Origin of the sequence: Streptomyces sp. NPDC015171, assembly GCF_043079545.1 — a bacterium.
In the GTDB taxonomy this organism is placed as follows: Bacteria; Actinomycetota; Actinomycetes; order Streptomycetales; family Streptomycetaceae; genus Streptomyces.
Genome location: NZ_JBIBUO010000006.1, coordinates 320,413 through 341,756, shown reverse-complemented (window position 1 = coordinate 341,756; position 21,344 = coordinate 320,413). Strand labels below are relative to the sequence as shown.

At 70.8% G+C, this 21,344-nt stretch carries 19 protein-coding genes; 1 reads left to right on the top strand and 18 read right to left on the bottom strand.

The window, feature by feature from the left end; translation table 11 throughout:
* Positions 1–75: 75 nt before the first annotated feature.
* The 6 genes from carB to pyrR form a co-directional block, all read right to left on the bottom strand.
* Positions 76–3,384: a carbamoyl-phosphate synthase large subunit gene (gene carB, locus ACF073_RS19520; RefSeq protein WP_392071536.1), complete on the bottom strand. Its 3,309-nt coding sequence runs from the start codon at positions 3,382–3,384 to the stop codon at positions 76–78.
* Complete coding sequence (gene carA / locus ACF073_RS19515; protein ID WP_392071534.1) at positions 3,377–4,519, bottom strand: glutamine-hydrolyzing carbamoyl-phosphate synthase small subunit; 1,143 nt, start codon at positions 4,517–4,519, stop codon at positions 3,377–3,379. The genes carB and carA overlap by 8 nt, the downstream gene beginning before the upstream one ends.
* The gene (locus ACF073_RS19510; RefSeq protein ID WP_392071532.1) at positions 4,516–5,076 is read right to left on the bottom strand and encodes a hypothetical protein; all 561 of its coding nucleotides are present in this window, start codon (positions 5,074–5,076) and stop codon (positions 4,516–4,518) included. Before ACF073_RS19510 ends, carA begins: the two co-directional genes overlap by 4 nt.
* Positions 5,073–6,359 (bottom strand): dihydroorotase, encoded by a 1,287-nt coding sequence (locus ACF073_RS19505; protein ID WP_392071530.1) that lies wholly within the window; start codon positions 6,357–6,359, stop codon positions 5,073–5,075. The genes ACF073_RS19510 and ACF073_RS19505 overlap by 4 nt, the downstream gene beginning before the upstream one ends.
* Before the next feature lie 3 nt (positions 6,360–6,362).
* Positions 6,363–7,343, bottom strand: coding sequence for an aspartate carbamoyltransferase catalytic subunit (locus ACF073_RS19500; protein ID WP_392071528.1), 981 nt, complete (start codon positions 7,341–7,343; stop codon positions 6,363–6,365).
* Between the two features lie 92 nt (positions 7,344–7,435).
* Positions 7,436–8,017 (bottom strand): bifunctional pyr operon transcriptional regulator/uracil phosphoribosyltransferase PyrR, encoded by a 582-nt coding sequence (pyrR, locus tag ACF073_RS19495; RefSeq protein ID WP_392071526.1) that lies wholly within the window; start codon positions 8,015–8,017, stop codon positions 7,436–7,438.
* A 251-nt stretch (positions 8,018–8,268) separates the two neighbouring features.
* Here pyrR and bldD point away from each other — a divergent pair, with 251 nt between their 5' ends.
* Positions 8,269–8,772 carry a transcriptional regulator BldD gene (gene bldD / locus ACF073_RS19490; protein WP_020938842.1) on the top strand — a complete coding sequence of 168 codons (504 nt, stop codon included), beginning with the start codon at positions 8,269–8,271 and terminating at the stop codon, positions 8,770–8,772.
* 211 nt (positions 8,773–8,983) lie between these two features.
* Here bldD and nusB read toward each other — a convergent pair whose 3' ends face one another.
* The 12 genes from nusB to ACF073_RS19430 all read right to left on the bottom strand — a co-directional run bounded on the left by nusB (position 8,984) and on the right by ACF073_RS19430 (position 21,340).
* A complete protein-coding gene (gene nusB, locus ACF073_RS19485; RefSeq protein WP_392071524.1) occupies positions 8,984–9,412 on the bottom strand; it encodes a transcription antitermination factor NusB in 429 nt (142 codons plus the stop codon).
* 2 nt (positions 9,413–9,414) lie between these two features.
* Entirely contained in the window at positions 9,415–9,981 is a 567-nt protein-coding gene (gene efp, locus ACF073_RS19480) for an elongation factor P (protein ID WP_392071522.1), read from the bottom strand.
* 49 nt (positions 9,982–10,030) lie between these two features.
* Entirely contained in the window at positions 10,031–11,137 is a 1,107-nt protein-coding gene (locus ACF073_RS19475; protein ID WP_392071520.1) for an aminopeptidase P family protein, read from the bottom strand.
* 70 nt (positions 11,138–11,207) lie between these two features.
* Complete coding sequence (locus tag ACF073_RS19470; protein WP_392071517.1) at positions 11,208–12,086, bottom strand: Pro-rich N-terminal domain-containing protein; 879 nt, start codon at positions 12,084–12,086, stop codon at positions 11,208–11,210.
* Positions 12,087–12,278: 192 nt separating this feature from the next.
* A complete protein-coding gene (gene aroB / locus ACF073_RS19465) occupies positions 12,279–13,370 on the bottom strand; it encodes a 3-dehydroquinate synthase (RefSeq protein ID WP_392071515.1) in 1,092 nt (363 codons plus the stop codon).
* Positions 13,367–13,885, bottom strand: a complete 519-nt coding sequence (locus ACF073_RS19460) for a shikimate kinase (protein ID WP_392071513.1) — start codon at positions 13,883–13,885, stop codon at positions 13,367–13,369. Before ACF073_RS19460 ends, aroB begins: the two co-directional genes overlap by 4 nt.
* The gene (aroC, locus tag ACF073_RS19455) at positions 13,882–15,066 is read right to left on the bottom strand and encodes a chorismate synthase (RefSeq protein ID WP_392071511.1); all 1,185 of its coding nucleotides are present in this window, start codon (positions 15,064–15,066) and stop codon (positions 13,882–13,884) included. Before aroC ends, ACF073_RS19460 begins: the two co-directional genes overlap by 4 nt.
* Positions 15,067–15,230: 164 nt before the next feature.
* Positions 15,231–16,070 carry a shikimate dehydrogenase gene (locus tag ACF073_RS19450; protein ID WP_392071509.1) on the bottom strand — a complete coding sequence of 280 codons (840 nt, stop codon included), beginning with the start codon at positions 16,068–16,070 and terminating at the stop codon, positions 15,231–15,233.
* Positions 16,051–17,712, bottom strand: a complete 1,662-nt coding sequence (gene mltG, locus ACF073_RS19445; RefSeq protein ID WP_392071508.1) for an endolytic transglycosylase MltG — start codon at positions 17,710–17,712, stop codon at positions 16,051–16,053. The genes ACF073_RS19450 and mltG overlap by 20 nt, the downstream gene beginning before the upstream one ends.
* Before the next feature lie 122 nt (positions 17,713–17,834).
* Positions 17,835–18,299 (bottom strand): Holliday junction resolvase RuvX, encoded by a 465-nt coding sequence (ruvX, locus tag ACF073_RS19440; RefSeq protein ID WP_392071506.1) that lies wholly within the window; start codon positions 18,297–18,299, stop codon positions 17,835–17,837.
* A gap of 21 nt (positions 18,300–18,320) precedes the next feature.
* Positions 18,321–20,993 (bottom strand): alanine--tRNA ligase, encoded by a 2,673-nt coding sequence (gene alaS / locus ACF073_RS19435; RefSeq protein WP_392071504.1) that lies wholly within the window; start codon positions 20,991–20,993, stop codon positions 18,321–18,323.
* A complete protein-coding gene (locus ACF073_RS19430) occupies positions 20,993–21,340 on the bottom strand; it encodes a hypothetical protein (RefSeq protein WP_392071502.1) in 348 nt (115 codons plus the stop codon). Before ACF073_RS19430 ends, alaS begins: the two co-directional genes overlap by 1 nt.
* Positions 21,341–21,344 lie beyond the last annotated feature (4 nt).

The window sequence follows — 21,344 nt, the reverse complement described above, 5'->3', positions numbered from 1 at the left end:
GGTTTGTCCTCTGGAAGCTTCAGGGGGCCCTCATGAAGAGGGGGACACCGTTTTCCGGTGTCCCCCTCGGGGCCGCTAGTCGCGGGCCGCGGTCAGATGTTCCGCGTGTTCCTGGAGCGAGCGGACGCCCACGTCACCGTGGTTGAGGGCGTCGATGCCCTGGACGGCCGCCGCGAGCGCCTGGACGGTCGTCAGGCAGGGGACGGAGCGGGCCACGGCCGCCGTACGGATGTCGTAGCCGTCGAGCCGGCCGCCGGTGCCGTACGGCGTGTTGACGATGAGGTCGACCTCGCCGTCGTGGATGAGCTGGACGATGGTCCGCTCGCCGTTCGGTCCGGTGCCCTCGGACTGCTTGCGCACGACCGTGGCGTTGATGCCGTTGCGCTTGAGGACCTCCGCGGTGCCGGAGGTCGCGAGCAGCTCGAAGCCGTGCGCCACCAGCTCGCGCGCCGGGAAGATCATCGAGCGCTTGTCGCGGTTGGCGACCGAGATGAACGCGCGGCCCTTGGTGGGCAGCGGGCCGTAGGCACCCGCCTGCGACTTGGCGTACGCCGTGCCGAAGACGGAGTCGATGCCCATGACCTCGCCGGTGGACCGCATCTCCGGGCCGAGGACGGTGTCCACGCCCCGGCCCTGGATGTCGCGGAACCGCGACCACGGCATGACGGCCTCCTTGACGGAGATCGGCGCGTCCAGCGGCAGCTCGCCGCCGTCGCCCGTCTTCGGCAGCAGGCCCTCGGCGCGCAGCTCGGCGATGGTCGTGCCGAGCGAGATCCGGGCGGCGGCCTTGGCCAGCGGCACCGCGGTCGCCTTGGAGGTGAAGGGGACCGTCCGGGAGGCGCGCGGGTTGGCCTCCAGGACGTAGAGGATGTCGCCGGCCATCGCGAACTGGATGTTGATCAGGCCGCGCACGCCGACGCCCTTGGCGATGGCCTCGGTGGAGGCGCGCAGGCGCTTGATGTCGAAGCCGCCGAGGGTGATCGGGGGCAGGGCGCACGCCGAGTCGCCGGAGTGGATGCCGGCCTCCTCGATGTGCTCCATGACGCCGCCGAGGTACAGCTCCTCGCCGTCGTAGAGGGCGTCGACGTCGATCTCGATGGCATCGTCGAGGAAGCGGTCGACGAGGACCGGCCGGGAGGGGCTGATCTCGGTCGACTCGGCGATGTAGGAGGCGAGGCGGGTCTCGTCGTAGACGATCTCCATGCCGCGTCCGCCGAGCACGTACGAGGGCCGGACCAGGACCGGGTAGCCGATCTCGTCGGCGATGGCCTTGGCCTCCTCGAAGGTGGTGGCCGTGCCGTGCTTCGGGGCCGGCAGGCCCGCCTCCGCGAGGACGCGGCCGAAGGCGCCGCGGTCCTCGGCCGCGTGGATGGCCTCGGGGGAGGTGCCCACGACCGGTACGCCGTTGTCCTTCAGGGCCTGCGAGAGGCCGAGCGGGGTCTGGCCGCCCAGCTGGACGATGACACCCGCGACCGGGCCCGCCTGCTGCTCCGCGTGGACGATCTCCAGCACGTCCTCCAGCGTCAGCGGCTCGAAGTACAGGCGGTCGGAGGTGTCGTAGTCCGTGGAGACGGTCTCCGGGTTGCAGTTGACCATCACGGTCTCGTACCCGGCGTCGGACAGCGCGAAGGAGGCGTGGACGCAGGAGTAGTCGAACTCGATGCCCTGGCCGATGCGGTTCGGGCCGGAGCCGAGGATGATGACGGCCGGCTTCTCGCGGGGCGCGACCTCGCTCTCCTCGTCGTACGAGGAGTAGAAGTACGGCGTCCGCGCGGCGAACTCGGCCGCGCAGGTGTCGACCGTCTTGTAGACCGGGCGGATGCCCAGGGCGTGCCGGACCTCGCGGACGGTGTCCTCGCGCAGACCGCGGATCTCGCCGATCTGCTGGTCGGAGAAGCCGTGCCGCTTGGCCTCGGCGAACAGCCCGGCGGTCAGCTCGGGCGCCTCGGCCAGCTCGTCGGCCAGCTCCTTGATCAGGAAGAGCTGGTCCACGAACCAGGGGTCGATCTTCGTGTACGCGAAGATCTCCTCGGGCGTGGCACCGGCGCGGATGGCCCGCATGACCGTGTTGATCCGGCCGTCGGTGGGCCGTACGGCCTCGCGCAGCAGCTCGTCCTTGTCGCCGGGCTCGCCGATGAAGGAGAACTGGCTGCCCTTCTTCTCCAGCGAGCGCAGCGCCTTCTGGAAGGCCTCGGGGAAGTTGCGGCCGATGGCCATGGCCTCGCCGACCGACTTCATGGTGGTGGTCAGCGTGGAGTCGGCCTGCGGGAACTTCTCGAAGGCGAACCGCGGGGCCTTGACGACCACGTAGTCGAGCGTGGGCTCGAAGGAGGCCGGGGTCTCCCGGGTGATGTCGTTCGGGATCTCGTCCAGCGTGTAGCCGACGGCCAGCTTGGCGGCGATCTTGGCGATCGGGAAGCCGGTCGCCTTGGAGGCGAGCGCCGAGGAGCGCGAGACACGCGGGTTCATCTCGATGACGATCACCCGGCCGTCCTCGGGGTCGACCGCGAACTGGATGTTGCAGCCGCCGGTGTCGACGCCGACCTCGCGGATGACGGCGATGCCGACGTCCCGCAGGATCTGGTACTCGCGGTCGGTCAGCGTCATCGCGGGTGCGACCGTGATCGAGTCGCCGGTGTGCACGCCCATCGGGTCGAAGTTCTCGATGGAGCAGACGACCACGACGTTGTCGTTCTTGTCGCGCATCAGCTCCAGCTCGTACTCCTTCCAGCCGAGGATGGACTCCTCCAGGAGCACCTCGGTGGTCGGCGAGAGGGTGAGGCCCTGGCCGGCGATGCGGCGCAGCTCCTCCTCGTCGTGCGCGAAGCCGGAGCCGGCGCCGCCCATGGTGAAGGACGGGCGGACGACGACCGGGTAGCCGCCGAGGGTCTCGACGCCCTCGAGGACGTCGTCCATGGAGTGGCAGATGACCGAGCGGGCGGACTCGCCGTAGCCGATCTTGGCCTTGACCGCCTCGACGACGCCCTTGAACAGGTCGCGGTCCTCGCCCTTGTGGATCGCCTCGGGCTTGGCGCCGATCAGCTCGACGCCGTACTTCTCCAGGACGCCGTTCTCGTGCAGCGAGATGGCGGTGTTCAGCGCCGTCTGGCCGCCCAGGGTGGGCAGCAGGGCGTCCGGGCGCTCCTTGGCGATGATCTTCTCGACGAACTCCGGGGTGATCGGCTCGACGTAGGTGGCGTCGGCGATCTCCGGGTCGGTCATGATCGTCGCCGGGTTGGAGTTGACGAGCACGACCCGCAGGCCCTCGGCCTTGAGCACGCGGCACGCCTGGGTCCCGGAGTAGTCGAACTCGGCGGCCTGGCCGATGACGATCGGGCCGGAGCCGATGACCAGGACGGACTGGATATCGGTGCGCTTAGGCACGCTGGCCCTCCATCAGGGATACGAAGCGGTCGAACAGGTACGCGGCGTCGTGCGGGCCCGCTGCCGCTTCGGGGTGGTATTGGACGGAGAAGGCCGGCTGGTCGAGCAGCTGCAGCCCCTCCACGACGTCGTCGTTCAGGCAGACGTGCGAGACCTCGGCGCGGCCGAACCTCGTGTCGCTGACCTTGTCGAGCGGCGCGTCCACGGCGAAGCCGTGGTTGTGCGCGGTGACCTCGACCTTGCCGGTCGTGCGGTCCTGGACCGGCTGGTTGATGCCGCGGTGGCCGTACTTCAGCTTGTAGGTGCCGAAGCCGAGGGCGCGTCCCAGGATCTGGTTGCCGAAGCAGATGCCGAACAGCGGCGTCCCGCGCTCCAGGACGGCGGTCATCAGCGCGACCGGGCCGTCGGCGGTCGCCGGGTCGCCGGGGCCGTTGGAGAAGAACACGCCGTCCGGGCCGACGGCGTAGACGTCGTCGGCCGTGGCGGTGGCGGGCAGGACGTGCACCTCGATGCCGCGCTCGGCCATGCGGTGCGGGGTCATGCCCTTGATGCCGAGGTCGACGGCGGCGACGGTGAACCGCTTCTCGCCGATCGCCGGGACGACGTACGCCTCCTTGGTCGCGACCTCCTCGTAGAGGCTCGCGCCCTTCATGTGCGGCTGGGCCTGCACCCGCTCCAGCAGCTCCGCGTCGGAGGCGATCGCCGCACCGGAGAAGACGCCGGCGCGCATGGAGCCGCGCTCGCGCAGATGGCGGGTGAGGGCGCGGGTGTCGATGCCGGCGATGCCGACGACGCCCTGCCGCTCCAGCTCGTCGTCCAGGGAGCGCTTGGCCCGCCAGTTGGACGGCACGCGCGCGGGGTCGCGCACGACGTAGCCGGAGACCCAGATGCGGCCCGACTCGTCGTCCTCGTCGTTCCAGCCGGTGTTGCCGATCTGCGGGGCGGTCGCGACGACGATCTGGCGGTCGTACGACGGATCGGTCAGGGTCTCCTGGTAGCCGGTCATGCCGGTGGAGAACACGGCCTCGCCGAAGGTCTCCCCCACGGCCCCGTAGGCACGGCCGCGGAAGAGGCGGCCGTCCTCCAGGACGAGTACGGCGGGAACCCTCGCGGCTCCCTTGGTGGAGGTCGTCATCGTGCGCCTTCCGTGTTGTTGATCATCTGGTTCAGGGTGTCGACCCACTCGTTGTGCTCGGCCGCGTGGTCGGAGCGGAAGCCGGAGTCGATCAGCTTGTCGCCGTGTGCCCAGGTCACCACCAGCAGCCCGCCCTCGGTGAGGACCTTGCCGGCGATTCCCTTGTCCAGGCGGGCTTCGCGCAGTGCGGCCGCCGGGACGAAGAAGTCGCTCGCTCCGGGGCGCTCGACCTCCAGGCCCGCGTCGGTCAGGGTGAGCTCGGCCCGGCTGCGGGTGCCAAGGCCGTGGGCCACGATGCGGTCCAGCCACTGCCCGGCGGTGGTGGAGCCGTGGTAGCGGCCGCTCATGCTCAGTCTGGCCGGGCCGGTCTCCTCCGGCGCGCTGGGCAGCGCCGGCAGGCCGCCCTGGAGGGTGCCGCGCCACTTCCAGCCCTCGCGCATCAGCCAGTAGACGAGCGCGATGAAGAGGGCCAGTCCGACGAGCCAGCCGATGCGGGCTCCCCAGTCGGTGACCTCGGCCGACTTCTGGGCATCGGCCAGCAGGATTACAGGTGTCACGTGAGCTTCCCGTCGACGAGCGTCGCCTTGCCCCGCAGCCACGTGTGCGTCACACGGCCCGGCAGCTCGCGCCCCTGGTAGGGGGTGTTGCGGCTGCGCGAGGCGAAGCCCGCGGGATCCACCTGACCACGGTATTCCGTGTCGAGCAGGGTGAGGTTGGCGGGCTCACCAGCCGAGACGGGACGGCCGTGTCCGGTGGCCTGTCCGATCCGAGCGGGCTTGACGGACATCCGGTCGGCAACGCCGGCCCAGTCCAGCAGACCCGTCTCGACCATGGTCTCCTGGACCACTGACAACGCGGTCTCCAGGCCGACCATGCCCATGGCGGCGGCGGCCCACTCGCAGTCCTTGTCCTCGTGCGGGTGCGGGGCGTGGTCGGTGGCGACGATGTCGATCGTGCCGTCGGCGAGCGCCTCGCGCAGGGCCAGCACGTCGCGCTCGGTGCGCAGCGGCGGGTTGACCTTGTAGACGGGGTTGTACGTGCGCACCAGCTCGTCGGTGAGGAGCAGGTGGTGCGGGGTGACCTCGGCGGTGACCTGGATGCCGCGGGACTTGGCCCAGCGGACGATGTCGACGGAGCCGGCGGTCGACAGGTGGCAGATGTGCACGCGGGAGCCGACGTGGTCGGCGAGGAGCACGTCCCGGGCGATGATCGACTCCTCGGCGACCGCGGGCCAGCCGCCAAGGCCCAGCTCGGCGGAGACGACGCCCTCGTTCATCTGGGCGCCCTCGGTCAGCCGGGGCTCCTGCGCGTGCTGGGCGACGACCCCGCCGAATGCCTTCACGTACTCCAGCGCGCGGCGCATGATCACGGCGTCGTCGACGCACTTGCCGTCGTCGGAGAAGACGGTGACGCCGGCGGCGGACTCGTGCATGGCGCCCAGCTCGGCGAGCTTCCTGCCCTCCAGGCCGACCGTGACGGCGCCGATGGGCTGGACGTCGCAGTAGCCGTGGTCCCGGCCGAGCCGGTAGACCTGCTCGACCACGCCGGCGGTGTCGGCGACCGGGAAGGTGTTGGCCATGGCGAAGACGGCCGTGTAGCCGCCGCTCGCCGCCGCCCGGGTGCCGGTGAGAACGGTCTCGGAGTCCTCGCGGCCCGGCTCGCGCAGATGGGTGTGGAGGTCGACGAGGCCCGGCAGCAGCACCTTGCCGCCGGCCTCGACCACCTCGGCGCCCTCGGCGCTCAGTGCGGTGCCGGTCTCGGCGATGGTCTCGCCGTCGATCAGCACATCCTGCGGCGCCCCGCCGAGCACCTTCGCACCACGGATCAGGATCTTGCTCATGTCTTACTTCTCCTCGGTGGTACGGGGGTGGGAGACGGCGGGTTCGTTGCCGCCGAGCAGCAGGTACAGCACGGCCATCCGGATGGAGACGCCGTTGGCGACCTGCTCGACGGCCGTGCAGCGGTCGGAGTCGGCGACCTCGGCGGTGATCTCCATGCCGCGGACCATCGGCCCGGGGTGCATCACGATGGCGTGCTCGGGCAGCTTGGCCATGCGGTCGCCGTCGAGGCCGTAGCGCCGGGAGTACTCGCGCTCGGTCGGGAAGAAGGCCGCGTTCATGCGCTCGCTCTGGACGCGGAGCATCATCACGGCGTCGCACTTGGGCAGCGTGCTGTCGAGGTCGTAGGAGACCGCGCACGGCCAGGACTCGACGCCGACCGGGACCAGGGTGGGCGGAGCGACCAGGGTGACCTCGGCGCCGAGGGTGTGCAGCAGGTCGACGTTGGAGCGGGCGACCCGGCTGTGCAGGACGTCGCCGACGACGGTGATCCGCTTGCCGGACAGGTCCTGGCCGAGCCCGGCGTCGCGGCCGATCAGCCGGCGGCGGACGGTGAAGGCGTCCAGCAGGGCCTGGGTGGGGTGCTGGTGGGTGCCGTCGCCCGCGTTGATGACGGCCGCGTCGATCCAGCCGGAGTTGGCGAGCCGGTACGGGGCCCCGGAGGCGCCGTGCCGGATGACCACGGCGTCCACGCCCATGGCCTCGAGGGTCTGGGCGGTGTCCTTCAGGGACTCGCCCTTGGACACCGAGGAGCCCTTGGCGGAGAAGTTGATGACGTCCGCGGACAGGCGCTTCTCGGCGGCTTCGAAGGAGATGCGCGTGCGCGTGGAGTCCTCGAAGAAGAGGTTGACGATGGTCCGGCCGCGCAGGGTCGGCAGCTTCTTGATCGGCCGGTCGGCCACCCGGGCCATCTCCTCGGCGGTGTCGAGGATCAGGACGGCGTCGTCGCGGGTGAGGTCGGCGGCCGAGATGAGATGACGCTGCATCTGTCAGGCTCCGTAAGGCAGTTCAGACGGGAGATTTCGGGCAGGCCGGTGCATGCGGAGGCACGCCCGGAGGCGGCCGTGCGCCTGACTGGCTACTGAGCGGCCGGCTTCACACCGAGCAGCACGGTGTCGCGACCGTCCTCCTCGGCGAGCTGGACCTTGACCGTCTCCCGCAGCGACGTGGGGAGGTTCTTGCCGACGTAGTCGGCACGGATGGGCAGTTCGCGATGGCCGCGGTCGACCAGGACCGCGAGCTGCACCGCGCGCGGGCGCCCGATGTCGTTCAGCGCGTCCAGGGCGGCGCGGATCGTGCGCCCGGAGAAGAGCACATCGTCGACGAGGACGACCAGGCGGCCGTCGAGACCGTCACCGGGGATGTCGGTGCGGGCCAGCGCACGCGGCGGGTGCATGCGCAGATCGTCGCGGTACATGGTGATGTCGAGCGAGCCGACCGGGATCTTGCGATCGGTGATCTGCTCCAGCTTGGCGGCGAGCCGCTGGGCGAGGAAGACGCCCCGGGTCGGGATGCCGAGGAGCACCACGTCGTCGGCGCCCTTGGCGCGCTCGACGATCTCGTGGGCGATACGGGTCAGAACCCGCGCGATGTCGGGACCCTCGAGAACGGGCCGCGCATCGGACGCCTGCGGATGTGCTTGCGTGTCGTGCTTGTCCATACGAAACGGACCCCCTTCTCCGCCTCACGGGACGGATCTTAAAGGACGTCGGAATTGCGCCATCCACGGTAGCAGGTCACCGGACCGGCCTTGTCACCCGCTTGGCCTAATCGGCCGCCGCTACCACGGAAGAGTCGGTGTGGACCATTCGGCTTGACGCACAAGAGTCACGCTGCGTAACCTCACAGTGAGTTACCAGCCGCGCGGCGGGAAGACAGCCGGCCGCGTCGACACAGTGTCCGGGGAGCTATATGTCCAGCGAATACGCCAAACAGCTCGGGGCCAAGCTCCGGGCCATCCGCACCCAGCAGGGCCTTTCCCTCCACGGTGTCGAGGAGAAGTCCCAGGGGCGCTGGAAGGCCGTGGTGGTCGGTTCGTACGAGCGCGGTGACCGTGCCGTGACGGTGCAGCGCCTGGCCGAGCTGGCCGATTTCTATGGTGTCCCCGTGCAGGAGTTGCTGCCGGGCACCACGCCGGGCGGGGCCGCCGAGCCGCCGCCGAAGCTCGTCCTGGACCTGGAGCGGCTGGCCACGGTGCCGGCCGAGAAGGCGGGCCCCCTGCAGCGCTACGCGGCGACGATCCAGTCCCAGCGCGGTGACTACAACGGCAAGGTGCTCTCCATCCGGCAGGACGACCTGCGCACCCTCGCCGTCATCTACGACCAGTCCCCCTCGGTCCTCACCGAGCAGCTGATCAGCTGGGGCGTCCTGGACGCGGACGCGCGCCGCGCGGTGGCCACGCACGAAGACGCGTAACCCCTTCCAGCAGCTCAGCAGAAACGTGCCGCCGGGGTGGCCGGAACCATGAGGGTTCCGGCCACCCCGGCGGTCTTCTGTGCCGGTTCGGCGCCGCCCCGCGGCACAGGCGGCGGGAACGCCGAAGGGGCGCGGTGAGCTGCGCGACCGGCCACGGACAAGCCGCAGCCGTCGTACCACCGCAGTCCCACGACGCCCCTGCCGTTCGGTGCTAGCCCCGCCGCAGCGTCGGCTTGAGCTCCTTCAGCCGGGCCAGCAGGCCGTTGACGAACGCGGGCGACTCGTCGGTCGAGAACTCCTTCGCCAGCTGCACCATCTCGTCCAGAACAACGGCGTCCGGCGTCTCGTCGACCCAGATCAGCTCGTACGCGCCCAGCCGCAGGATGTTGCGGTCGACGCCCGGCATACGGTCGAGCGTCCACCCCACCGCGTACTGGTCGATCAGCTCGTCGATGCGCTGCACGTGCTCCGCGTAGCCCTCGACCAGCTGCATCGTGTACTCGCTGACGGGCGGCTGCCGGGTGTCGGACCGCGACAGCCGGATCCAGTCCGCGAGGACCGTCAGGACGTCGACTCCGCGCTGGTCGCCCTCGAAGAGGATCTGGAAGGCGCGCTTGCGGGCCGTGTTGCGGGCAGCCACGGTTAGCTGTTCACCCGGCCGAGGTAGTCGCTGGTACGGGTGTCGACCTTGATCTTCTCGCCGGTGGTGATGAAGAGCGGCACCTGGATCTGGTGGCCGGTCTCCAGCGTGGCGGGCTTGGTGCCGCCGGTGGAGCGGTCGCCCTGGACGCCCGGCTCGGTCTCGGCGATGGTCAGCTCGACGGCGGCCGGCAGCTCGACGAAGAGCACCTCGCCCTCGTGCTGGGCGACGGTGGCGCTGAAGCCCTCGATCAGGAAGTTCGCGGCGTCGCCGACCGTCTTGCGGTCGATCATCAGCTGGTCGTACGTGTCCATGTCCATGAAGACGAAGTACTCGCCGTCCATGTACGAGAACTGCATGTCGCGCTTGTCGACAGTGGCCGTCTCGACCTTGACGCCGGCGTTGAAGGTCTTGTCGACCACCTTGCCGGACAGCACGTTCTTGAGCTTGGTGCGCACGAAGGCCGGGCCCTTGCCGGGCTTGACGTGCTGGAACTCGACGACGGACCAGAGCTGGCCGCCTTCGAGCTTGAGCACCAGGCCGTTCTTGAGGTCGTTCGTGGAAGCCACGGTTGCGGAATCTCCTGGACTGACGTGGACGACCCCGGGGCACGCACTCCTACAGCGCGAGCAGCTCCTTGGTCGTGATGGTGAGTAGCTCGGGTCCGCCGTCCGCCTCTGGGCGTACGACGAGCGTGTCATCGATCCGGACACCGCCCCGGCCCGGGAGGTGAACCCCCGGTTCGACGGTGACCGGCACGCAAGCGTCCAGTTTACCCATGGCCGCGGGCGCCAACTGCGGGTCCTCGTCGATTTCGAGTCCGACCCCGTGTCCGGTGAGCGGTTGCAGGGCTTCCGCATAGCCCGCGGAGTCCAGCACCTGGCGGGCCGCGCGGTCGACGTCCCGGTAGGCGGCGCCCGGTGCCAGGAACTCCCGGCCGGCGCGCTGGGCGGCGAAGACGAGGTCGTACAGCTCGATCTGCCAGTCGGCGGGCGAGGTGCCGATGACGAAGGTGCGGCCGATCTCGCAACGGTAGCCGCGGTAGGTGGCACCGAGGCAGACGGAGAGGAAGTCGCCCTCCTCCACCCGCCGGTCGGTGGGGCGGTGGCCGCGGCGGCCGGCGTGCGGTCCGGTGGCCACGGAGGTGGGGAAGGCCGGGCCGTCGGCGCCGTGGTCGACCAGGCGCCGCTCCAGCTCCAGCGCGAGGTGCCGTTCGGTGCGGCCGACCAGGATCGACTCCAGCAGCTCGCCGAGGGCCTGGTCGGCGATCTCGGCGCCGATGCGCAGGCAGGAGATCTCCTCCTCGTCCTTGACCACCCTGAGCTGCTCGACGGCTCCGCCGAGGTCGGCGAGGCGGATCCGCGGGGCGACGGAGGCGAGGGCTCTGTGACGGGCCACGGTGAGGTGGTGTTCCTCGACGGCGAGCGAGTCGGCGTCCTGGGCCGCGGCGAGGCCGGCCGCCGCGACCGCGGCGTCGCCCCCGGGCGCGGGCAGGATGTGCAGGCGCAGATGCTCGTCCGGCCGGCCCTCGTGCGGACGCTCGTCGGGCGGGCCGACGCAGACGAGCGCGTCCTCGCGCTTGCCGAGGAGCAGGACGGCGCGGTGCGGCGCGGCTCCCGCCAGGTAGCGCACGTTGGCGGGGCGGGTGACGAGCGCTGCCGCGGTACCGGCCGCGTTGCAGCGGTCCCTCAGCCGGGATCGGCGGTTCGCGTACACCTCTGACATGAGATGAGCGTAGGAGTTTTAACCGATTTATGCCGGTTGGGTGGGGCCGAGTGGGGTCGGGGAGACCGGCTCACCAGCTCGGCGGGCTCGCTATCGCCCGGGCCAGGACCTCGTCCAGTACGCGGGCCGTGCCGGGGACGTCCAGCTGGGAGTTGTCGATGATCGGCAGGCCCGAGCCGTACCAGCCGGCCATGCGGCCGTGGATGCGGGCCACCTCCTCGTCGGAGAGGCGGCGGTTGCCGGTGCGCTCGGCGTTGCGCTCCAGGACGATGTCCAGGCCCGGGAGGAGGACCACCGGGAGCAGCCCGGGGCCCACATGGCGCTTCCAGCCGCCGAGGCCCACGACCGGGCGGTCCGGGAAGACGGCGTCGTCCAGGATGCAGGAGATGCCGTTGGCCAGGAAGTTCCGGGCGGCGAAGCCGCAGGTCCGGCGGGCCAGGCGGTATTGAGCCTCGGAGTGGTCGTTCCAGCCGGACTGGGGGTCGGCGAAGCCCGAGCGGACCCATTCGCGCACGTCGTCCAGGCTGATGTGGGCCGTGGGGACGCGGCGGCGGTCCGCCCAGTACTTGGCGACGCTGGTCTTGCCCGCGCCGGCCGGGCCGATGAGGAGGACGGCGAGGGTGGTGGCCGTCGGGTCCGGGACCGGGACCGCGGCGGGCGCCGCCGCGGGCACGCCGACGGGGCCGCCGGGTGGCAGCGGAACATGCCCGGTGGTATCAGGGGCCGGCGGCGCCGAGACGCCCTGCGGCGGCGGGAGCACCGGGCCGGAAGGGGCCGGGGGCTGCCGCGGAGCCGGCGGGGCGGCCGGGAAGCCCGGCGGCGGAACCGGGAGGGACCCCTGCGGGGCTCCCGGGTGCGGGCCCGGGTGGGCGGCCGGCGCCCAGCCGGCGTGCGGCCCCAGCCCCGGCTGGTGGGTCGACGGCAGCGGAGACCCCACTGCGTGCTGCATCCGTTGCCACTCCGTCTCGTACACACTTCTGACGCTGGGAAGCGGGTGCGAAGCCCGCTTCCTACCGAACGGTACCGTCCCCGGCCGTCGTTTGGTGAAACGGCCGGGGACGGTCCGAAGTGCCCGGTCGGCGAAGGAAATCAGCGACGAGAACCGGCAGTCGAAACCGGACGCGGGGGGAGCGTCCGGGACTTACTGGCCGACCTCGCCGTAGGCCGCGAGGAGGACGGCCGGGTCCGGTCCCTCCAGGACGGTGGGCTTGGCCAGGCCGTCCAGGACGATGAAGCGCAGCAGATCGCCGCGGGACTTCTTGTCCACCTTCATCGTCTCCACCAGCCGGGGCCACTGGTCGTAGCGGTAGTGCAGCGGCAGGCCGACCGATTCGAGGATGCTGCGGTGCCGGTCGGCCGTCCTGTCGTCCAGCCGGCCCGCGAGCCGGCCCAGTTCGGCGGCGAAGTGCATGCCGACCGCGACCGCGGCACCGTGCCGCCACTTGTAGCGCTCGTTCTTCTCGATCGCGTGGCCCAGCGTGTGGCCGTAGTTGAGGATCTCCCGCAGACCCGATTCCTTCAGGTCCGAGGAGACGACCTCCGCCTTGACCCGGATCGACCGCTCGATCAGCTCGGCCGTGTGCGGACCCGCCGGGGTGCGGGCGGCCTCCGGGTCGGCCTCGATCAGGTCCAGGATCACCGGATCGGCGATGAACCCCGCCTTGATGACCTCGGCGAGACCCGACACGTAGTCGTTGACCGGCAGCGACTCCAGCGCGGCCAGGTCGCACAGCACACCGGCCGGCGGGTGGAAGGAACCGACGAGGTTCTTGCCCTCCGCGGTGTTGATCCCGGTCTTGCCGCCGACCGCCGCGTCCACCATCGCCAGCACGGTGGTGGGGACGGCGACCCAGCGCACTCCGCGCAGCCAGGTCGCGGCGACGAACCCGGCCAGGTCCGTGGTCGAGCCGCCGCCAACGCCGACGATGGCGTCGGTGCGGGTGAACCCGCACTGGCCCAGCGCCTTCCAGCAGTAGGCGGCGACCTCGGCGGTCTTGGCCTCCTCGGCGTTGGGCACCTGGATCGCCACGGCCTCGTAGCCCTGCTCGGCCAGGTCCGCGCGCAGCGCCTCGCCGGTCTCGGCCAGCCCCTCCGGGTGGATCACCGCGACCCGCTTGGCCTGCTCGCCGATCAGCCCCGCCAGCTCGCCCAGCAGCTGCCGGCCCACCAGTACCTCGTAGGGGTCCGTACCCGCGGTGCCGGCGATCCGGACACGGGTGACTGCCTCGCTCATGCTTGCTTCAACTCCAGTGCGTCGAGCGCCGCCTGCGCGACCTCTTCGGGAGTGCGTCCGTCCGTCGGTACGACGGCGGTGGCGACCTCCTCGTAGAGGTGCCGACGCGCCTCCATCAGCTCCCGCCACTGCTTGCGCGGATTGACCGCGAGCAGCGGGCGGGCCACGTACAGACCGGTGCGCTTGACGGCCTCCTCGACCTCCATCGAGAGGTAGACCACCCGCTGACCGGCCAGCAGCGCCCGCGTGTCCGCGTCCAGCACCGCCCCGCCGCCCAGCGCGACCACACCGTCGTGCCCGGCGAGGGCGGCGCGCACGGCCGCCTTCTCCAGGGCGCGGAAGGCGGGCTCGCCCTCGTCCACGAAGATCTCGGCGATGGTGCGGCCCTCGGCCGTGACGATGTCCTCGTCGGTGTCCCGGTACCCCACGCCGAGGTGCTCGGCGAGCAGCCGTCCGACGGTGGACTTGCCCACTCCCATCGGGCCGATCAGCACGACCGCCGGCACGACGCTCACCTGATGACCAGGTTCTCGAGGTACGACAGGACGTTGCGCCGGGTCTCGGCCACCGAGTCGCCGCCGAACTTCTCCGCGACCGCGTCCGCGAGGACGAGCGCCACCATGGCCTCGGCGACGATGCCCGCGGCCGGCACGGCGGACACGTCGGACCGCTGGTGGTGGGCCTGGGCCGCCTCGCCCGTGGACACGTCCACGGTCTGCAGGGCCCGCGGCACGGTCGCGATGGGCTTCATCGCGGCCCGCACCCGCAGCAGCTCACCCGTGGTCAGGCCGCCCTCGGTGCCGCCGGAGCGGCCGGAGACGCGCCGGATGCCCTCGGGCGTGTTGACGATCTCGTCGTGCGCCTGGGAACCGGGCACCCGGGCCAGCTCGAAGCCGTCCCCGATCTCGACGCCCTTGATCGCCTGGATGCCCATGAGGGCACCGGCGAGCCGGGCGTCCAGCTTGCGGTCCCAGTGCACGTGCGAGCCGAGGCCGACGGGGACTCCGTAGGCGAGGACCTCGACCACACCGCCGAGCGTGTCGCCGTCCTTGTGCGCCTGGTCGACCTCCTCGACCATCGCCCTGGACGCGTCCGCGTCGAGGCAGCGCAGCGGGTCGGCGTCCAGCTTCTCGACGTCGGACGGCGTGGGGTAGACACCCTGCGGGGCCTTGACGGAGCACAGCTCGACCACGTGCGAGACGATCTCGATGCCGGCCGTCTCCTTCAGGTACGACCGGGCCACCGCGCCCAGCGCCACCCGGGCGGCGGTCTCGCGGGCGGAGGCGCGCTCCAGGATCGGGCGGGCCTCGTCGAAGCCGTACTTCTGCATGCCCGCCAGGTCGGCGTGGCCGGGGCGCGGGCGGGTCAGCGGCGCGTTGCGGGCCAGGTCGGCCAGGATCTGCGGGTCGACCGGGTCGGCCGCCATGACCTGCTCCCACTTCGGCCACTCGGTGTTGCCCACCATGACCGCGACCGGGGAACCGAGGGTGAGGCCGTGCCGGACACCGCCGAGGAACGTGACCTCGTCCCGCTCGAACTTCATGCGCGCACCGCGGCCATAGCCGAGCCGCCGCCGCGCCAGGTGGTCCGCCACCATCTCCGTGGTGATCGGCACGCCGGCGGGAAGACCCTCCAGCGTCGCGACGAGTGCGGGACCGTGGGACTCCCCCGCGGTCAGCCAACGCAGCCTGCTCAACGGTGCTCCTCAGTGCTCGCGCCCGGTACTGCCCGCGTACGCGCGTCCTCGCGTACGGCGACGGCGCCGCCGGGTGCGCGACCCCGGTACGCCACCTCCGATCCTCCCACGTCCGGAGGCGGGGACCCGCCGCCGGTCCAGCAGGCGGACGGGTACGTGGGCGGTCAGCGGGCGGCCAGCGCCCTCTCGCCCGCGTGCCGCATGGCGTCCAGCGGGCCGGGGACACGCCCGGTCATCTGCTCGAACTGAAGTACAGCCTGGTGGACCAGGAGGTCGAGGCCACTGACCACGGCACCGCCGAACATGGACCAGCGGGCGGCCAGCTCGGTCGGCCAGGGTTCGTAGAGCACGTCGAAGAGGGTGGCGGGGCGTTCGGGCACGGCGGCGGCCAGGGCGTCCGTGGCCCCGGCGGGCGTGGTGGCGATCACCAGCGGGGCGTGCAGCGCACGGGCGGCGTCGGCCCAGTCCGCCGTACGGACCTCCAGGTCGAGCCGCTCGCCCCACTGCCGCATCTCGGCGGCGCGGGCCTCGCTGCGGACGTAGGCGACGACCTCCCCGGTGCAGATCCGGGCCAGCGCGGCGAGCGCGGAGGAGGCGGTGGCACCGGCGCCGAGGACGGCGGCGGAGTCGACCTGTTCGATGCCGTGCTCGCGCAGGGCGGCGACGATGCCCGGGATATCGGTGTTGTCGCCGAGCCGGCGTCCGTCTTCCGTGAAGACGAGCGTGTTGACGGCGTCGACCGAGGCGGCGGTGTCGCTCACCTCGTCGAGCAGCGGGATGACGGCCCGCTTGAGCGGCATGGTCAGCGACAGCCCCGCCCACTCGGGGCCGAGCCGGTCGAGGAAGCCGGGCAGAGCGGCCTCGTCGACGTCGAAGCCGACGTACGACCAGCCGGTGAGGCCGAGGGCCGCGTATCCGGCCCGGTGCAGCACCGGGGAGAGGGAGTGGGCGATCGGCGAACCGAGCACGGCGGCGCGACGGCCGTCAGTTGCCCGCGTTGGCATTGAACTTGTCCTTGAGCTCTTGGAATTCGGCGTAGGTCTTGGCGAACTCGGTGTTGTTCGTGCCGTCGGTCGCGACGAAGTAGATCCAGCCCTCGTGCGTCGGATTCAGCGTCGCCTTGAGCGCGTCCTCGCCGGGGTTGCCGATCGGCCCGGGCGTCAGTCCCTTGTGGGTGTAGGTGTTGTACGGGTTCCGGTTGCTGTTGATCTCCTTCTCGGAGATATGGATGTTGCTCGTGCCCTTGAGATAGTTGTAGGTCGAGTCGAACTGCAACAGCTGGTTGGTCTCGGTGTTGGTGGGCTTGAGACGGTTGTAGACCACTTCCGCCATCTTGCGGAAGTCGTCGTGCGTCTTGCCCTCCGCCTGGACCAGGCTCGCGACCGTGACGAGCTCGAACGCGTTCTTCAGGCCGAGCGCCCTGGCCTTGTCGTCGAGTCCGTAGGCGGCGTACTTCTGCTTGGCCTGGGTGACCATCTGCTTCAGGACGGCCTCGGGCTTCATGCCCTTGGCGGCCGGATAATTGCCCGGGAAGAGGAAGCCCTCAAGCGGGTCCTTGATGTCACTGCTGTTCTGTGCCCAGGCCGGCACGCCGAGGGTCTTGTACTGCTTCTGGGCGATCTTCTGGGTACTGCCGGCGGACAGTTCGAGCTGTTTGTCGATGGCCGCGTACACACCCGAATTGCGCTCGCCCGGCGTGACCATCACATTGTTCTGGCTGCGCGGGTCCATCATCAGCTTGACGGCGCTGGCGGCGGACATCTCCTTCTTCAGGAGGTACGCGCCGGCCTGGATCCCGTCGCCGCCCGGCGTCTGCCCCTGGGCGTGGACGAACGCCTCGGCGCTCTTGACGACGCCGGCCTCCTTCAGCCGGCGGCCGATCTCCCAGCCGCCCGCGCCCTTCGGGATCTCGACGGTCACCGTCTGGCTGACGCCGTCGCCCGCGAAGTCCGGGGCCGCGCCGAAACGATTTTGGTAGAACTTGTAGCCGAAATAACTGATTCCGCCGAGGCCACCGCCGAACACCAGGACGACCACCATGCAGGCACAGCCGGTGCGCCGTTTCTTGCTCTTGACCGGCTTGCGGCCCTTGCCCCGCCGCTCGCGCCGGCCCTGGAGCTCGTGCTCCTCGTCGTCCTCGCCGTCACCGCCCGCGAAGAAGGCGTGCTCCTCCTCGCCGGCCGGCTCCGGATCGGGGACCGGGTCCGGCTCCGGGCGCCTGCGGCCGGGCGGCTCCGGCGGCGGGTAGGCGTCCTCGGTCCCGTAGAGGTCGGGCTGCTCCCCGCCGTAGGCCACGGGCTGCTGGTTGTACGGGTCGCCGGGGTCGGCGGCGTAGGGCACATGGCCGTGGGTGCCGGTCGCGTCCCAGCCGCCCTGGTGGAACTGCTGCTGGTGCTGACCGCTGAGCTGCTGGTCGTACTGGGACTGACCCGACCCGTCGTAGTACGGCTGCTGCTGCTCGCCGTACCCGGAATGCTGCTGCTGGCTCCAGTCGCCGTACTGCGGCGTCTGCGGATGCTGTGGCTGGCCGCCGTAGGGGGACTGCTGACCCTGCTGGGTCTGCTGTCCTCCCCATCCGCCGTCCCCGTACAACGGGTCCTCCGGATTCCACGGTTCGGAGCCTTGGCCCCGGCCATACTCAGTCATCGATCCCCTAGAGCCGCGAGGCCGACAGTCGCGCGGCCGGTGGGCCGGCTTCCGTTCCGCCTCTTGCTGTGCCCCGGCTGTTCGAACACCGGCGCATCGCGCGGAACGTTACCGTATCGCGATCAGATGACCACTTCGACGCCCTCGCCGGGCGCTCTGCCTGACACCCGTTCGGATTCCAGGGCCTGCTGGAGGATCACGACGGCCGCCGCCTGGTCGATCACCGCGCGGCCCTTCTTCGACTTCACGCCGGAGGCGCGCAGTCCCTGACTGGCCGTCACTGTGGTCATACGCTCATCCACCAGCCGCACCGGCACCGGCGCGATGCCCGTGGCCAGCTCCTGGGCGAAGGCGCGGACCTTGACGGCGGCGGGGCCCTCGCCCCCCTTGAGGGAGCGAGGGAGACCGACGACGACCTCGATCGGTTCGTACTCCGCCACCAGCTGGAGCAGCCGGCGGTGGGCGGCGGGCACGTCCCGGCCGGGGACCGTCTCCACCGGGGTGGCGAGGATCCCGTCGGGGTCGCACGAGGCGACCCCGATCCGGGCGTCCCCGACGTCGATCGCGAGCCGACGTCCTCTGCGCATGCTGTCTCGACCGTTCCTTGCTTACTTGGCGGTCTCGGCGACGAGCCGCTCGACGGCGTCGACGGCCTCGCCGACGGCGGCCGGGTTCTGGCCGCCGCCCTGGGCGACGTCCGGCTTGCCGCCACCGCCGCCGCCGAGGGTCTTGGCGGCGGTACGGACCAGGTCACCGGCCTTGAGACCACGCTCGCGCGCGGCCTCGTTGGTGGCGATGACCGTCAGCGGCTTGCCGTTGCTGACCGTGAAGAGGGCGACCACGGCGGCCCGGCCGCCCTGGATGCGGCCCCGCACGTCGAGGACCAGCTTGCGCAGGTCGTCGGGGGTCGTACCGTCCGGCACCTGCCCGGTCACCACGGCCACACCGCGCACGTCCTTGGCGGACCCGGCGAGACCGGCGGCGGCCTGGAGGACCTTCTCGGCGCGGAACTTCTCGATCTCCTTCTCGGCGTCCTTCAGCTTGCCGAGCATCGCGGAGACCTTCTCCGGCAGCTCCTCCGAGCGGCCCTTGAGCAGCTCCGTGAGCTGGTTGACGACCGTGTGCTCCCGGGCGAGGAAGTTGTAGGCGTCCATGCCGACCAGGGCCTCGATACGGCGCACACCCGAGCCGATGGAGGACTCGCCGAGCAGCTTCACCAGGCCCAGCTGGGCGGTGTTGTGCACATGCGTGCCGCCGCACAGCTCCTTGGAGAAGTCGCCGATGGTGACCACGCGGACCCGCTCGCCGTACTTCTCGCCGAACTCGGCGATGGCACCCTGCTTCTTGGCCTCGTCGATGCCCATGACCTCGGCGTGCACGTCGAGGTCGCGGCCGAGCACCTCGTTGATCCGCTGCTCGACGTCGGTCATCACGGCCGTCGGGACGGCGGACGGGGAGCCGAAGTCGAAGCGGAAGCGGCCGGGCTGGTTCTCCGAACCGGCCTGGGCGGCCGTCGGGCCGAGGGCGTCGCGCAGGGCCTGGTGGGTCAGGTGGGTGGCCGAGTGGGCGCGGGCGATGGCCTTGCGGCGGCGGGAGTCGATCGAGGCGTGGGCCTTGGCGCCGACGGTGACCTCGCCGACCTGGACGACGCCCTTGTGGACGTACACCCCGGGGACCGGCTTCTGGCAGTCACGGATCTCGATGACGGCACCGGTGTCGACCTTGATCCGGCCGGTGTCGCCGATCTGGCCGCCACCCTCGGCGTAGAACGGGGTGCGGTCCAGGACGATCTCGACCTCGTCGCCCTCGGTGGCGGCCGGCGAGGAGACACCGTCGACGAGGATGCCGACGACGGTGGTCTCGCCCTCGGTGTCGGTGTAGCCGATGAAGTCCGTCGCGCCGGCGCTGTCCGCGATGGCGCGGTAGGCGCCCATGTCGGCGTGGCCGGTCTTCTTCGACTGGGCGTCGGCCTTGGCGCGCTCCCGCTGCTCCTTCATCAGGCGGCGGAAACCGTCCTCGTCCACGGCGAGGCCCTGTTCGGCGGCCATCTCCAGGGTGAGGTCGATCGGGAAGCCCCAGGTGTCGTGGAGCAGGAACGCCTTGTCGCCGGAGAGGACCGTGCCGCCGGACTGCTTGGTCTCGGTGACGGCGGTGTCGAGGATGTTGGTGCCGGCCTTCAGCGTCTTGAGGAAGGCGTTCTCCTCGGCGACGGCCACCTTCTCGATGCGCTCGCGGTCGGTGAGCAGCTCCGGGTACTGCTGGCCCATCATGCGGATCACGGTGTCGACCAGGTCCCTCACGACCGGGCCGGTGGCACCGAGCAGGCGCATGTTGCGGATGGCGCGGCGCATGATGCGGCGCAGCACATAGCCGCGGCCCTCGTTGCCCGGGGTGACGCCGTCGCCGATGAGCATCGTGGCGGTGCGCATGTGGTCGGTGACCACGCGCAGGGAGACGTCCGAGGTGTGGGCGTCGCCGTAGCGGATGCCGGTCAGCTCGGTGGCCTTGTCGATGACCGCCATGGAGGTGTCGATCTCGTACATGTTCTGCACGCCCTGCAGAATCATGGCGAGCCGCTCCAGGCCGAGGCCCGTGTCGATGTTCTTGCTCGGCAGGTCCCCGAGGATCTCGAAGTTGTCCTTGCCGATGCCCTCGCCCCGCTCGTACTGCATGAAGACGAGGTTCCAGATCTCCACGTACCGCTCGTCGTTGACGGCGGGGCCGCCCTCGGCGCCGAACTCGGGGCCGCGGTCGTAGTTGATCTCGGAGCAGGGGCCGCAGGGGCCGGGGACGCCCATGGACCAGTAGTTGTCCTTCATGCCCAGGCGCTGGATGCGCTCCTTGGGCACGCCCACGACCTCGTGCCAGATGCGCTCGGCCTCGTCGTCGTCCTTGTAGACGGTGATCCACAGGCGCTCGGGGTCGAGGCCGTAACCGCCCTTGTCCTGGGCGCTGGTGAGCAGCTCCCAGGCGTACTTGATGGCGCCTTCCTTGAAGTAGTCGCCGAAGGAGAAGTTGCCGCACATCTGGAAGAACGTGCCGTGCCGGGTGGTCTTGCCGACCTCTTCGATGTCGGGCGTGCGCACGCACTTCTGCACGCTGGTGGCGCGCGGGAAGGGGGGCTTGACCTCGCCCAGGAAGTAGGGCTTGAAGGGCACCATGCCGGCGGGGACGAGGAGCAGAGTCGGGTCGTCCGCGATGAGCGACGCCGAAGGGACGACGGTGTGCCCGCGCTCCTCGAAGAAGCTCAACCAGCGGCGGCGAATCTCGGCCGACTCCATCAGTGGTCCTCATTCCGGTTGTACGAGTACATCGTGGAGTCGATGTACTTCGGGTTGCTGCGGTTGTTCTCGATGGCGGCGTACCGCCGGGGCGAAGGCAGTTCGGGATCGTCCTGGATCCCCAGGGCCTCCTCCAGTTCGGCCTCCCGCTGGGCCATGTTGTCGCGGACGTCTAGTGCGAACCCGACCGCGCGGTCCTTGAGCCGCTGACCGGTCTCCAGGGCCTTGTTCGCCGCGGTGGCGGCCAGGCTCTCCGGGGTCAGCTGCCTCAGCTTGCGGTTGACCTTGGTGGTGGCCCACACGCCGGCGGCGACGCCGGTGGTGAACCAGAAGCTACGGCGGAACATCGCT